General features: G+C 65.1%; 12 protein-coding genes. 6 read left to right on the top strand and 6 right to left on the bottom strand.

Features of this window, described 5'->3' with window-relative positions:
* Positions 1-70: 70 nt before the first annotated feature.
* The gene (locus PanNE5_RS03155) at positions 71-1,342 is read right to left on the bottom strand and encodes an amino acid deaminase (RefSeq protein ID WP_150562423.1); all 1,272 of its coding nucleotides are present in this window, start codon (positions 1,340-1,342) and stop codon (positions 71-73) included.
* Between the two features lie 165 nt (positions 1,343-1,507).
* Between PanNE5_RS03155 and PanNE5_RS03150 the strand changes: the two genes are divergently transcribed.
* The 5 genes from PanNE5_RS03150 (at position 1,508) to PanNE5_RS03130 (ending at position 5,453) form a co-directional block, all read left to right on the top strand.
* Positions 1,508-2,389, top strand: a complete 882-nt coding sequence (locus PanNE5_RS03150) for a MurR/RpiR family transcriptional regulator (RefSeq protein WP_017235550.1) — start codon at positions 1,508-1,510, stop codon at positions 2,387-2,389.
* A 1-nt stretch (position 2,390) separates the two neighbouring features.
* Positions 2,391-3,881 (top strand): N-acyl-D-amino-acid deacylase family protein, encoded by a 1,491-nt coding sequence (locus PanNE5_RS03145; protein ID WP_261939209.1) that lies wholly within the window; start codon positions 2,391-2,393, stop codon positions 3,879-3,881.
* Between the two features lie 39 nt (positions 3,882-3,920).
* The gene (locus PanNE5_RS03140; protein ID WP_198288736.1) at positions 3,921-4,313 is read left to right on the top strand and encodes a RidA family protein; all 393 of its coding nucleotides are present in this window, start codon (positions 3,921-3,923) and stop codon (positions 4,311-4,313) included.
* A gap of 157 nt (positions 4,314-4,470) precedes the next feature.
* A complete protein-coding gene (locus tag PanNE5_RS03135) occupies positions 4,471-4,935 on the top strand; it encodes a hypothetical protein (protein WP_157211553.1) in 465 nt (154 codons plus the stop codon).
* The gene (locus PanNE5_RS03130; protein ID WP_017235554.1) at positions 4,932-5,453 is read left to right on the top strand and encodes a hypothetical protein; all 522 of its coding nucleotides are present in this window, start codon (positions 4,932-4,934) and stop codon (positions 5,451-5,453) included. The genes PanNE5_RS03135 and PanNE5_RS03130 overlap by 4 nt, the downstream gene beginning before the upstream one ends.
* A 67-nt stretch (positions 5,454-5,520) precedes the next feature.
* On the opposite strand, the gene queF is transcribed toward PanNE5_RS03130, so the two are convergent.
* The 4 genes from queF to PanNE5_RS03110 all read right to left on the bottom strand — a co-directional run bounded on the left by queF (position 5,521) and on the right by PanNE5_RS03110 (position 9,595).
* Entirely contained in the window at positions 5,521-6,348 is an 828-nt protein-coding gene (gene queF / locus PanNE5_RS03125) for an NADPH-dependent 7-cyano-7-deazaguanine reductase QueF (protein WP_261939208.1), read from the bottom strand.
* Positions 6,335-7,267: a 5'-nucleotidase gene (locus tag PanNE5_RS03120; RefSeq protein WP_017235556.1), complete on the bottom strand. Its 933-nt coding sequence runs from the start codon at positions 7,265-7,267 to the stop codon at positions 6,335-6,337. The genes queF and PanNE5_RS03120 overlap by 14 nt, the downstream gene beginning before the upstream one ends.
* A gap of 56 nt (positions 7,268-7,323) precedes the next feature.
* On the bottom strand, positions 7,324-8,853 hold the full coding sequence (ilvA, locus tag PanNE5_RS03115) for a threonine ammonia-lyase, biosynthetic (protein WP_017235557.1): 1,530 nt from the start codon (positions 8,851-8,853) through the stop codon (positions 7,324-7,326).
* A 121-nt stretch (positions 8,854-8,974) separates the two neighbouring features.
* Complete coding sequence (locus PanNE5_RS03110) at positions 8,975-9,595, bottom strand: NTP transferase domain-containing protein (protein ID WP_017235558.1); 621 nt, start codon at positions 9,593-9,595, stop codon at positions 8,975-8,977.
* Between the two features lie 142 nt (positions 9,596-9,737).
* On the opposite strand from PanNE5_RS03110, the gene PanNE5_RS03105 reads away from it, so the two are divergent.
* On the top strand, positions 9,738-10,337 hold the full coding sequence (locus PanNE5_RS03105; RefSeq protein WP_261939207.1) for a YqaA family protein: 600 nt from the start codon (positions 9,738-9,740) through the stop codon (positions 10,335-10,337).
* A 215-nt stretch (positions 10,338-10,552) separates the two neighbouring features.
* Here PanNE5_RS03105 and PanNE5_RS03100 read toward each other — a convergent pair whose 3' ends face one another.
* Positions 10,553-12,775 carry a xanthine dehydrogenase family protein molybdopterin-binding subunit gene (locus tag PanNE5_RS03100; protein ID WP_261939206.1) on the bottom strand — a complete coding sequence of 741 codons (2,223 nt, stop codon included), beginning with the start codon at positions 12,773-12,775 and terminating at the stop codon, positions 10,553-10,555.
* Positions 12,776-12,790: the final 15 nt, after the last annotated feature.

Below are 12,790 nucleotides of genomic sequence, written 5' to 3'. Positions count from 1 at the left end.
ATCGGGCGGCTTTGTCGTTGTAGCGCGCTACAGCGGCTGGAGCGATACGCGTTACGTTGTCGATGCGCGATCAGAAGAACGTCTGCACGATGTCGACGACGTTGTAATCGCTGTCGATCACCGGCAAATGACGCCATTTGTCGAACGTGAGACACGGATGCGAGATGTCGAACGCGATCATGTCGCCCACGCGGATGTCGTCGCCTGGGGCGATGCGCAGATACGCGTGCTGATCCATCATGCCCGTGACTTCCCAGTGCGCCGGCGTCGCCGTCGGTGTCTTGCTCTCGCCCGGACGGAACTGCAGCGCCGGTTCCGGCATGCCGGCATCGAACGCCGCGTCGCGCTTGCCGAGCGCGATGATCGCGCGCTCCGGCTCCGGGATCGATTGCACATACGCCCAGAGTTGCAGCGCCGGTTGCAGTTGCGAGCGCATCTGCTTCGCGATCGGGTTGCGCGTGGCGATCTGCGCTTGCGCGGCCTTGTAGATGCCGACGTCGTGCGTGAGATAGCAGCCCGGGCGCAACACGACGTCGAGCGGCGCGCCCACGTCCTTGTGCGCGAACTCGTCCGCGACGACGTCGTACCACGCCGAACCTGCACCCGAGAGTACCGCCGGCGTGCGCTCGATGCGACCCGCCGCCACCAGTTCGCGCGTGATGCCCACCGCGCGTTGCAGGAACGCACGAATGTCCGCTTCGGTGCTCAGCACCCCCTCGTAGACTTCCACACCCGCGAGCTTGACCGCGTCGTGATACTGCGCCAGAGCGTCGAGCACCGCCTGCTGCTGCGCGGCGTCGCGCACCCCGGTACGGCCGCCCGTCACGCCCAGTTCGATGAGCACCTGGATCGACTGACCGCGCGCACGGAAGAACTTGCCCAGATGCTCCACCGCGGCGGCGGAGTCCACCAGACAGAAGAATTCGAAATCGGGATCCGTCAGCAAATCGGCGATCAGCGCCATGTTGCGCTTGCCGACGAGCTGGTTCGCCATGAGCACGCGTCGCACACCGTGGTGATACGCCGCGTGGGTCTGCTGCGCCGTGGCGAGCGTGATGCCCCACGCGCCCCCCTCGAGTTGTCGGCGGAACAGCTTGGGCGCCATCGTCGTCTTGCCGTGCGGGGCGAGTTTCACGCCGTACTCATGCACGAAGCGCTGCATCCACGCGAGGTTGTGACGGATCTTTTCCTCGTAGAGCACCGCCGTCGGCAGGCTCAGATCTTCGTCCAGCAGATTCCATCCCAATCCGGCCGTCGCGGACGGGGCGAGCGGGACTTCCATCGCCCCCAGACCCTTGTTGAGGGTATCGATCATGCCGTGCTGATAGTTTGTATCATTCATTGGGAATCATCTCCGTGACGATGCGGATAGGGCCGCTGGATGCCTCCTATAATAGCTTTTAATTCCCTGTGTTTGACAATTTTGTTATAAAGTACCAAAAAAGTTGCCAAACCTATCAGCAAGGCACCCCGGCACGGCGTCGTGGGGGCCACATGGACCCGAGAGATGCCCGAAACCTTCGATATCGTGACGCGCGTTGCCGAGCGCACCGACGCGCTGAGCCAGGCGGAACGCAAGGTCGCGCAGGTGGTGCTGGACGATGTCGCCGGCGCGGCAGCGGTGTCGATCAACGTGCTGGCCGAGCGCGCGGGCGTGAGCGAGGCGAGCGTGACGCGTTTCGCCAAGGCGATGGGCTGCCGCGACGTGCGCGATCTCAAGCTGCGTCTGGCGCAAGCCGCCGTCGTCGGACAGCGCTTTTTCGGCGCGAACGCGGCGAGCGGGCCGGACGGCTCGACGGAAACCATCGACCGCATTGCCGACGATATCCAGACGACGTTGCAGTTGCATCGCAGCCTCATCAAGCCGGACACCGCGCGTCGCGCGGCGGCCCGGTTGCTGTCGGCGCGCATGGTGTACGCGTTCGGAATGGGGGGCGGCTCGTCGCTGATGGCCGATGAAGCGCGTTACCGGCTTGTCCGGCTCGGACGCCCGGTCGCGACCTATCAGGACGCCGTGCTCGCCCGCATGGTTGCCAGCACGCTCGGGCGCGACGACGTGGTGCTCGCCTTCTCGGTGAGCGGCCACACGCCGGAGCTGGTCTCGGCCTGCGAGATCGCCCGCGAGTACGGCGCGCAGGTGGTGGCGGTCACGGCGACCGGCTCGCCGCTCGCGGCGCTGGCCGACGAGGTGCTGCCGATCCGTGCACTGGAAACGGATTTCATTTTTAAGCCGTCGTCGTCGCGTTACGCGATGCTGCTGGCGATGGACGTGCTGGCCACGGAACTGGCGTTGCTCGCCAAGCCGCAGAGCCAGGCGCTGTTGCGGCGGATCAAGTACGTGCTCGATACGCATCGGGGCGGCGGCGATCGCCAGCCCCTCGGAGACTGACATGACTGACTGCCTCGCGAACCGAACGGTCGACACCCTCATCACCAACGTGCGTCTGGCGGACGGCTCCGGCGCGCCCATGACCGACGAGCGCTTCGACGTCGCGCTGCGCGACGGCCGCATCCATACGATCGCCCCGGCCGGTGCGCTCGCCGGCTGGCACGCCGCGCAACAGATTCGCGGCGACGGCCAGGTGTTGAGCCCGGGCTTCATCGACGTACATACGCACGACGACACGAACGTCGTGCGCACGCCCGACATGACGCCGAAGCTCTCGCAGGGCGTGACGACGGTCGTCGTCGGCAACTGCGGCATCAGCGCGGCGCCGGTCACGCTCAGGGGCGATCCGCCCGATCCGATGAACCTGCTGGGCGACGCCGACGCATTCCAGTATCCGACCTTCGCCGCCTACGTTACCGCGCTCGAAGCCGCGCAGCCCGCGATCAACGTGGCGGCGCTCATCGGTCACACCGCGCTGCGCAGCAACCATATGGATCGCCTCGACCGGCCCGCGACCGAGGCCGAAATCGAAGGCATGCGCGCCCAATTGCGCGAAGCACTCGAGCATGGCGCATTGGGGTTGTCGACGGGGCTGGCCTACGCGAACGCGAATGCCGCGCCGACGGAGGAAGTGCTCGCGCTCGCCGAGCCGCTCGCCGCGGCGGGCGGTCTCTATGCGACGCACCTGCGCACGGAGTTCGCCGAGATTCTCGAAGCGCTTGATGAAGCCTTCCGCATCGGCCGTCATGCCCGCGTGCCGGTCGTCGTCTCGCACCTGAAGTGCGCGGGCGTCGACAACTGGGGACGCAGCAAGGAGATTCTCGACGCGCTCGACCAGGCGCAGCGCTTCCAGCCGGTCGGCTGCGACTGCTATCCGTACACGGCCAGTTCGTCGACGCTCGACCTCAAACAGGTGACGGACGACTTCGACATTCTGGTGACGTGGTCGCAACCGTACCCGGAGCAGGGCGGCAAGCTGCTCGCGACGATCGCGGTCGAGTGGGGCGTCGACCTGATGGAGGCCGCGAAGCGTCTGCAACCGGCGGGCGCGGTGTATCACTGCATGGAGGAAGACGACGTGCGGCGCATTCTGCGGCACCCGGCAACGGTCGTCGGCTCCGACGGGCTGCCGAACGATCCGTTGCCGCATCCGCGTCTGTGGGGCGCCTTCCCGCGTGTGCTCGGTCGCTACAGCCGCGAGCAGCAACTGTTCCCACTGGCCGAGGCCGTTCACAAGATGACGGGGCTCTCCGCCGAGCGCTTCGGTCTGACGGACCGGGGGCTGGTACGCGAGGGGTATTGGGCCGACCTGGTGCTGTTCGATCCGGCCACCGTGGCCGATGCCGCGACCTTCACCGATCCCATGCAGCCTGCGTACGGTATTGCGGCGGTGTGGGTCAACGGCGTGCTGGCTTGGCAGGATCGCGCGCCTACGCAGAATGCACGCGCAGGCCGCTTCGTGCGTCGCGGCACGCCGCAGCCGGTGCTTTGAATGAGTGGAAATGAAACCGTTTAGTCGAAAGGAGCAATGATGAGCATCAAACGATATGGCGTGGAAGGCGGGCAGGGCACAGGCGGGCAACGCATGCCGTTCGCACGCGCCACCGAAGCTGACGGCTTTCTGTTCGTCTCGGGTCAGACCCCGATGAAAGATGGCGAAGTGATCGACGGGGGCATCGTTGCCCAGTCGCATCAGGCCATCCGGAACATGCTGGCGATTCTCACCGAAGCCGGTTACGGACCCGAGCATGTAATGCGCATTGGCGTGTGGCTCGACGACCCGCGCGACTTCGCGTCGTTCAACAAGGTGTTCAAGGAGTACTTCGGCGATCATCCGCCCGCGCGCGCCTGCGTGGTGTCGAGCATGGTGATCGACTGCAAGGTGGAAGTGGACTGCGTGGCATACAAGAAGCCAGCCGCATAAAGCCCGAAGGGCAGAGGGATCGAAGGCCCGCGGCATGCGGGCTGTGCATTGACGGACACTTCAGTACCCGTTTCACAAAGTTTGCGGTTTGGCTTCGATGGCGGGTGTCGTCGCGAGCGCGCAGTCTTCAATCTCCTAACCCAAGAGGAGGTGGACTGTGACACTAGGATCAATTTCCGGGATCGCGCCGACGATGCAAGCACCGCAGACGGACGTCGAGGCCGTCGATGAGCAACGCGTCACGATCGATTTTCCGGCGTCGCCCGATGACGTCCGTTTGCGCTCTCAAAGCACTAGCTCGTGCCGCCTCAGCATGGCGGGGTGTACCAGCGGGATGTCGGGGCTGGTAACGCTGGTACTGGGATTGGCGGGACTCGCGACCGCGGCCTACGTCTGCGTTGAGACCGATAAGCAGGCCGGTAGCGCCGTTGCCAATAGCGAGATTCAACGGCTGGGATATGGCTTCGGTGGGAGTGTGGCCGTTCTGGGGGGCATGCTCGTGACGTATGGCGTCGGTCAGCTCTGCTATGCCGCGGCGAAGCGTCGTGAAGCTCAGGAAGAGGCGTTGGAGCTTAGCCAGCAGGCGCGATTCGAATCGACGATGGGAGAACTCCGTCCGTGAGCACGTTTGAGATTCCCCAGGGCAAGCGGCCATCGTCGCAGCATATCGCCAAGGAGATCGACGTGGCGCTGGCGGTGGTGCGCGACGCACAAAAGCAGCAGGCGGCGATGGGCATGCCGAGTCCCGGCGCGTGGGACGCGATGCAGTGCGATGCCGCGTATCGCTGCGGCTATGGTGCTTACGAGCGTGGCGACTACGCGCAGGCGATCGAGTGCTTCGCGCCGCTGTTGTCGGCGTGTCCGCTCCAGGCCGACTACGCGGTGGCGCTGGCGCTCTCGGTGCAACGGCTCGGTGAACCCAAGGCGGCGCTGTCGCTGTTCATGGCGGCGGCGTTGCTGGACGAGGCGTCGCCCGGCCCGATGTATCGCGTTGGCGAGTGCCTGATCGAGTTGCGCCAATTCGACGCGGCCTATCGCGCCATGAAGGAAACGCTGCACCGCTGCGCCGGTCGACCCCAGTATGCCAACGTGGGCAACGCGGCCCGCCGGATGATGGCCCGCGTCAGCTTCATGCGCTGACTCCCCTCTAGATGTGCGTGGATTGGCGACGGGTCTCATCAACCCGTCGCTTTTTTTCGCCCTCGGCTTATTGGCGAGCCGTGCGGGCGTTGTCCGGCATCGGCAACGTGAAGTTGGTGCGGAACGGGTTGATATCGAGTCCGCCACGCCGCGTGTAGCGCGCGTAGACGGCCAACTGGGTCGGTTGGCACTGGCGCAGGATGTCCATGAAGATCCCTTCCACGCATTGCTCATGAAAGCCAGTGTGGCGCCGGTACGAAATCACGTACTTGAGCAGCCCTTCCTGGTCGATGGGCGGGCCAACGTAGCGAATCTGCAGACTGCCCCAGTCGGGTTGTCCTGTCACCGGGCAGTTGGACTTGAGCAGGTTCGAGACGAGGGTTTCCTCCACAGGCGCTTCGCCCTGTGCGGCCTTGAGCAAGGTCGCATCCGGCGAATAAATATCCGTGTCGATATCGAGCCGGTCGACGAGCAGGCCGTCAAGTTCGTCGAGTTCGAGTTTGGCGAAGCCGCCCGGCTCGACGAGACGCACCTGCACCGCCGCGCCTGCGGCTTCGGACAGATCCTGCTGAATCAGCGCCCGGGCGGCATCGGCATTCGCCAGTTTGGTCTGGGCGAATGAGCCGAGATACAGCTTGAACGATTTCGATTCGATGATGTTCGGCGAGTCGGCCGGCACCATGGCCGTGAGCAACGCGATCTGCGGCTTGCCCTTGTCGTTGAGCCACGAGAGTTCGTAGCCGTTCCAGATGTCCGCGCCAAAGAACGGCAGGACGTCGGGTACGCCGATGGCCGCGCGCGCCGGGGCACGGGCGATCGCGAAGAGCAGGCACGGGTCGTATTGCTCGGTGTAGGCAACTTCCTTGCCGAGCGGAGATTGGTCAGGCGTGGTCATGGTTGGCAATGCCGCTGATAACGTGTCCGGTCGGGCTCACCCGCGCGGCGGACTCGCAGTGGCGTGTCTGATCGTCAAAGAAGAAATCGGGCTCGAATTCGCGCAGGAACGCGCCCTTGTCGAGCCCACCCAGGAACATCGCCTCGTCGATGTCGATTTTCCAGTCCATCAGCGTGCGGATGGCCCGCTCGTGGGCCGGGGCCGAGCGCGCCGTGACCAGCGCCGTGCGGATTTTGACCGGCACTTCGTGGCCCGCCAGGCTTTGCAGGCGATGCAGGGCCTGCAACAGCGGCTTGAACGGACCCGGCGGCAGCGGGGTCGCGGCACGTTCGGTCTCGTGCTGCTGGAACGCGTCGAGGCCGTTGCGCTGGAAGACCCGTTCGGCTTCGTCGGAGAAGAGCACGGCGTCGCCGTCGAAGGCGATGCGGATTTCGTCGGGATGCAGCTCGGCTTTTTTCGCCGAGTCGGGATAGACGCGCGCGGAAGGAAATCCGGCCACCAGCGCACTGCGCACGTCGCGCTCGTTCGCGGAGAGAAACAGGTGCGCGCCCAACGCATTGAGATAACCGAACGGATCGCGCCCGCGCGTGAACACGCCGCGCTCGATCTTGAGGTCGACCTGACGCGCCGAACGAAACACGCGCATGCCGCTCACGGGATCGTTGCGCGAGAGGACGACGACTTCCACGCGGTGGTTGTCGATCTCGTTGCCCTGGTTGAAGGCGAGGAGCTTCTGCACGAGCGGGAAGGCGACGCCGACGCGTGCGGGCACGTCGAGGCGGTCGAGCTGGTACTGCCGGTACGATCGGTCGTCGCCGCCAGCCACCCCGGCCTCGTACACGCGGTTCTCTTCTTCGAAGTCGAACAGCGCGCGCGAGGATATCGCGACAACGAGTTTGTTCTCGAGCGTGATCGGCATGGTGGCAGCGAAACTCCTGTCGTGAGGCGGTGAGCGGCGGCGTCTATCGGGCCGGCTTACGCGAGGAACAGCTTGTAGACCGGGTTGTCGCTCTCGTCCCAGTAAGGATAGCCGAGCGTGGCGAGGAAGTCGCGGAACGCGGCCTTCTCGTTGTCGGGCACCTGGATCCCCACGAGGATATTGCTGTAATCGGCCCCCTGGTTGCGGTAGTGGAACAGGCTGATGTTCCAGTTCGGGCTCATGGCCGAGAGGAAAGTCATCAGCGCGCCCGGACGCTCCGGGAACTGGAAGCGGTACAGCACTTCATGGCTGGCGAGTGTGGAGCGGCCGCCGACCATGTAGCGGATGTGCTGCTTGGAGAGTTCGTCGTTGGACAGGTCGAGCGTGGGAAAGCCGTGGCGTTCGAAGCCGGCTTTGATGCGCTCGCCTTCGTCGCGGTTGTGCATCTGGATACCCACGAAGATGTGAGCGCTCGACGCTTCGCTGATGCGATAGTTGAACTCGGTCACGTTGCGGTTGCCCACCACTTCGGTGAAGCGCTTGAAGCTGCCGCGCGCTTCGGGAATGGTGACGGCGAACACGGCTTCGCGGGCTTCACCGACTTCGGCACGCTCGGCCACGAAGCGCAGACGGTCGAAGTTCATGTTGGCGCCGGAGGTGATCGCGACGAGCGTTTCGCCTTTGAGCTTTTCGCGCTCGGAGTAGAGCTTGGCCCCGGCCACGGACAGGGCGCCCGACGGTTCGAGCACGCTGCGGGTGTCCTGGAAGACGTCTTTGATGGCGGCGCAAAGTTGGTCGGTGTCCACGCGCACGACTTCGTCGAGGTAGGCCGCGCACAGGCGGAAGGTCTCGGCGCCGACGTATTTGACGGCGGTGCCATCGGCGAAGAGGCCGACGTCGCTCAGCAGGACACGTTCGCCGGCGTGAATTGATTGGGCCATGGCGTCGGAGTCGACGGATTGCACGCCAATGACTTTGATCTCGGGCCGCACGGCTTTGACGTAGGCCGCCACGCCCGCAGCCAGGCCGCCACCGCCGATGGGCACGAAGATGGCATGCAGCGGTCCCTGGTGCTGGCGCAGAATTTCCATGGCGATGGTGCCCTGGCCGGCGATGACGTCGGGGTCATCGAACGGGGGCACGAAGGTCAGGCCGCGCTCTTCTTGCAATGTCATCGCGTGGGCGTAGGCGTCGCTGTAGGAGTCGCCCGCGAGCACGACTTCGACGGCGCGCCCGCCGTGGGTTTTCACGGCCTCGATTTTCACCTGCGGCGTGGTGACGGGCATGACGATGACGGCCTTGCAGCCCAGGCGCGCAGCAGAGTAAGCGACGCCTTGCGCGTGATTGCCTGCCGATGCGGTGAGCACGCCGCGCTCGCGGTCGGCTTCGCTCAGGTTGGCCATCTTGTTGTATGCACCCCGAATCTTGAAGGAGAACACCGTCTGGTTGTCTTCGCGCTTGAGATAAATTCGATTGTGCAGACGCATGGAGAGCGTGCGTGCGAGTTCGAGTTCGCTTTCTTTGGCGACGTCGTAGACTTTGGCGGTCAGAATCTTCTTCAGATAGTCGGGAGCTGCGTCGGACATGATTTAAGGCTTCTTCAGGTTAGGCACATCGAGGAACGAAAGGACAATGATAGACCAGCACGTCCGCCGGGGCGGTCGCGCTTGGTTTCTCTGGAAAAAACGGGAAAGGAGAGTGCGCGCCCTAGCGAAGGTCGTCTGGGGTGTCGATGTCGCGCACGATTCCGGCGTCGTCGACATCGACGATCGTAATGTGCCCGCTAATCAACAGGTCGCGCGCGCCGATGTCGCCATCGAGGGCGCTCAGGCGCGGTGTCAGGGCGGATCCGAACGCGACGGGGTGGCCGCGTTGTCCTTGGTAACTCGGAGCGACGATGGCGTCGGGCGACGTGAGTCCGCCGGCAATCGCGCGAATGGTGTTCGGATGAATGTAGGGCATGTCGGCCAGCGCGATGAGCCAGCCGTCGAGATGTTCGAGCCCCGAGGGCGGCGCTTCGTCGACGCCGGACCGGATGCCGGCGGCAAGCGTTGCGCCCATGCCGCGTTGGGTGGCATGGCTCATGACGACTTCACACCCGGCCTGCAACAGCACGCTCTCCAGCTCGGCCGAGTCCGGGCGCACCACCGCGATGACGCGCGGCAACACCGCCAGCAGCGCGTGGGCGCTGGCGAGGGCAACGGGTCGGTTCAGGGGATCGCCAGGCAGCGGCGCGAGCAGCTTGTTCCTGCGCCCCGCCGCATCGAAGCGGGTACCGAGTCCGCCTGCCAGTAGAATGGCCACGGGCGGCGTCGAGGGTCGGGTCATGGGGGTGCATTATGCGCCAGACTCTTTGTTTCTGCCAAACGCGTGCGTGTACCCTCTCGCGGGATGTGCCGACCGTCCGGTCGGTCATGGAGGCAGGGTTGCCGCCATTTTTTCGGTCGTTTTTGTCTTTTCCCGGAGTTGCATGGAGTCGTTCATCACCTGGCTGCTCGGCGTGCTGGCCCTGCCCGGCGTCGGCCTGCCGGCCATTTTCCTGGTGTCGTTTCTGTCGGCCACGCTTCTGCCCATGGGCTCGGAGCCCGCACTGTTCGGCTATGTGACGCTCAATCCACATATGCTCTGGACCGCCATCGCGGTGGCCAGCATAGGCAATACCGCTGGTGGCATGCTCGACTGGTGGATGGGCTTCGCCGCTCGCCGCGGCTTCGTTCGCCTGAAAGCCCGCCGACGCGCGCACGCCCGTACCGCCGCACTCGCGGGCGGCCCGATGCCAGAGCCCGCCAGCACGAAGCGCCCCAACGGACAAGCCCCGATGAATGAGCGCTATCACCGCTGGATGCGCCGCTTCGGCCCACCCCTGCTCCTGCTCTCCTGGCTGCCCGTGGTCGGCGACCCGTTCTGTACCCTCGCCGGATGGCTGCGACTCTCCTGGCGCGAATGCCTCTTCTTTATCGCCGTCGGCAAAACGCTTCGCTATGTCGCCGTCACGTTTCTGATGCTGCGCGTGCCCGAGTCGTTTTGGCACGGCATCTTTGCGCCCCTTAAACACCTGCTCATTGGCTGACGACCGGGCTGACGCCTGGACTGACACACACACCGGTGGTCATGCCACGCGCTTCCTTCTTCCTATGCCCGAGAGGCCGGACCGGGGCCCCTTTCCGCCTCTCAAACATAAACCCAACTCGCTGCAGAAAGGGGCCCCGGTCCGGCCCACCGTCACGCTCCCCCAAGCCCAACCCGCCCGACGTGCGCTTGCGCTACGCCTTGCCTCCGTTTCCGTTACGCCTTCGTCAGGTCGAACGGCAACGCCCGCATCCGCTTTCCCGTCAACGCGAATACCGCATTCGCATACGCCGGCGCCAACGGCGGCAACCCCGGCTCTCCCATCCCCGTCGGTGCGTCCCCCGAACCCACAACGTGCACACTGATGGCCGGCATGTCGGGCAAACGCGCCACCATGTATTGATGGAAGTTGCTCTGCTCAACTTCTCCATCCTTCATCGTGATCGCCGCGCCCGGTATCGTCATCCCCAATCCCATCAAGGCCGCTCCCTCGACCTGTGCCGCCACCGTCAACGGATTGACCGCGAAATTGCAATGCACCCCCGCCGTCACACTCACCAAACGCGGTGAATCATTGCGCATCTCAGCCACTACGACGTACGCCACCACGGAATCAAACGACTCATGCACCGCCACACCCCACGCCTGGCCCGACGGTAACGGCGTCTTTCCATAGCCGGAACGTTCAACCGCCAACGCCAACGCCTCCCGGTGCCGAGGATGCTTATCTCCCATCAACCCATACCGATACGCCACCGGGTCCTGACCCGCTTCCTTCGATAGTTCGTCTATCAATGTTTCCATGACGTACGCCGTATGCGTGTTGCCCACGGACCGCCACCACAGCACCGGCACGTTGACCTGCGGACTGTGCAACGTGAGCCGCAACGGCACCGCATATGGGGTGCCCGCAACGCCCTCGACGCTGGTGCCGTCGATGCCGTTCTTGACCATCATCTTTTCGAACGGCGTGCCCTGCAAAATCGACTGACCCACGATGGTGTGATCCCACGCCAGCACGTTGCCCTTGGCATCCAGGCCGATCTCGGCACGATGGACGTACATCGGACGGTAGTAACCGCCACGGATGTCGTCTTCCCGGCTCCAGATCACTTTCACCGGCTCACGATGCCCCGCACGCCGCCACGCTTTCGCCACCTGGGCCGCCTCGACGCCATAGTCGGACGTCGGGACCGCGCGGCGGCCAAATCCGCCGCCCGCCATGAGCGTGTGCAGTTTGACCTGCTCGGGCTTGAGGTCGAGCGTGCGCGCAATGGCGGCCTGGTCGACGGTCTGGAACTGTGTGCCGGTCCACACTTGCGCGCCCTTGTCGGAAAGCTGCACGGTGCAGTTGAGCGGCTCCATAGGCGCGTGCGCCAGGTACGGGAAGTGGTATTCGGCAACGAGGGTCTTGGGCGCACCCTTGAGCTTGGAGATGTCCGCGTCGATCGCGACCGTGCCCGGCGTCTTGGCCATTTCCACATATTTGGCCAGTTGGGCGGTCGTGTCGACATGCTCAACGCCCGTCGTGTCCCACGTGGCCTTGAGCGCGTCGCGCCCGGTCTTGGCCTGCCAGTAGCCATCGGCAATGACGGCCACGGCGGTGCCGCCCCGGTCGTCCGGGATCTCTAGGACATCGCGCACGCCCTTGACCGCCCGCGCAGCTTTGGCGTCGAACTGCTTCACTTTGGCACCGAACACGGGCGGGCGAGCAACGACAGCAACTTTCAGGTTCGGCAGCTTGAAGTCCATGCCGTACATCGGCACGCCCATGGACTTGGCCCGCGCGTCGAGCCGTCCCGTCGGCTTGCCAAGCAGGCGGAACGCCGAAGGTTCCTTGAGCGCGACATCGGCCGGCACCGGCTGCGCCTGCGCGCGCGCGGCAAGACTGCCGTACGTGGCGCGCTGGCCGTTCGGGCCGAGCACGACGCCGTTCTCGGTGCGCAACTGCGCCGCCGGCACTTTCCACTGCTGCGCCGCGGCCGCGATGAGCATGGCCCGCGCAGATGCGCCAATGCGCCGGTATTGCAGCCACGAATGCGCGACGGAGCCCGAGCCCCCCGTCATCTGGATGCCGAACACGGGGTCTTTGTAGACGTCGGCCGCCGGCGCCAGCTCGCTGCGCACTTTGGCCCAGTCGCAATCGAGTTCTTCGGCGACGAGCATGGGCAGCGCCGTCTGTACGCCTTGTCCGAAATCGAGGCGGTTGACCTGGATGGTGACGGTGTCGTCCGGCGCAATGCGCACGAAGGCCGAGGGCACGGCGGGCGTGGCGGCCGCGCCCTGGGCGCTGGCTGCCCGCATGGCGCCGGGCAGCGACATTTCGAGCATGAGTCCACCGGCCGCAAGCGCCGAGGTCTTGAGAAATACTCGGCGCGTCAGGCCGGCGAAGTCGCCCACGGCGACGCCAGGGCGCGGGGAAAAGCGAAGTTCACGCATGGGTATCTCCTCGCC

This window comes from Pandoraea sp. NE5, from assembly GCF_024363545.1.
In the GTDB taxonomy this organism is placed as follows: Bacteria; Pseudomonadota; Gammaproteobacteria; order Burkholderiales; family Burkholderiaceae; genus Pandoraea; species Pandoraea cepalis.
Note: the sequence above shows the minus strand (reverse complement) of the source record. Positions and strands in the feature narration are given on the sequence as shown.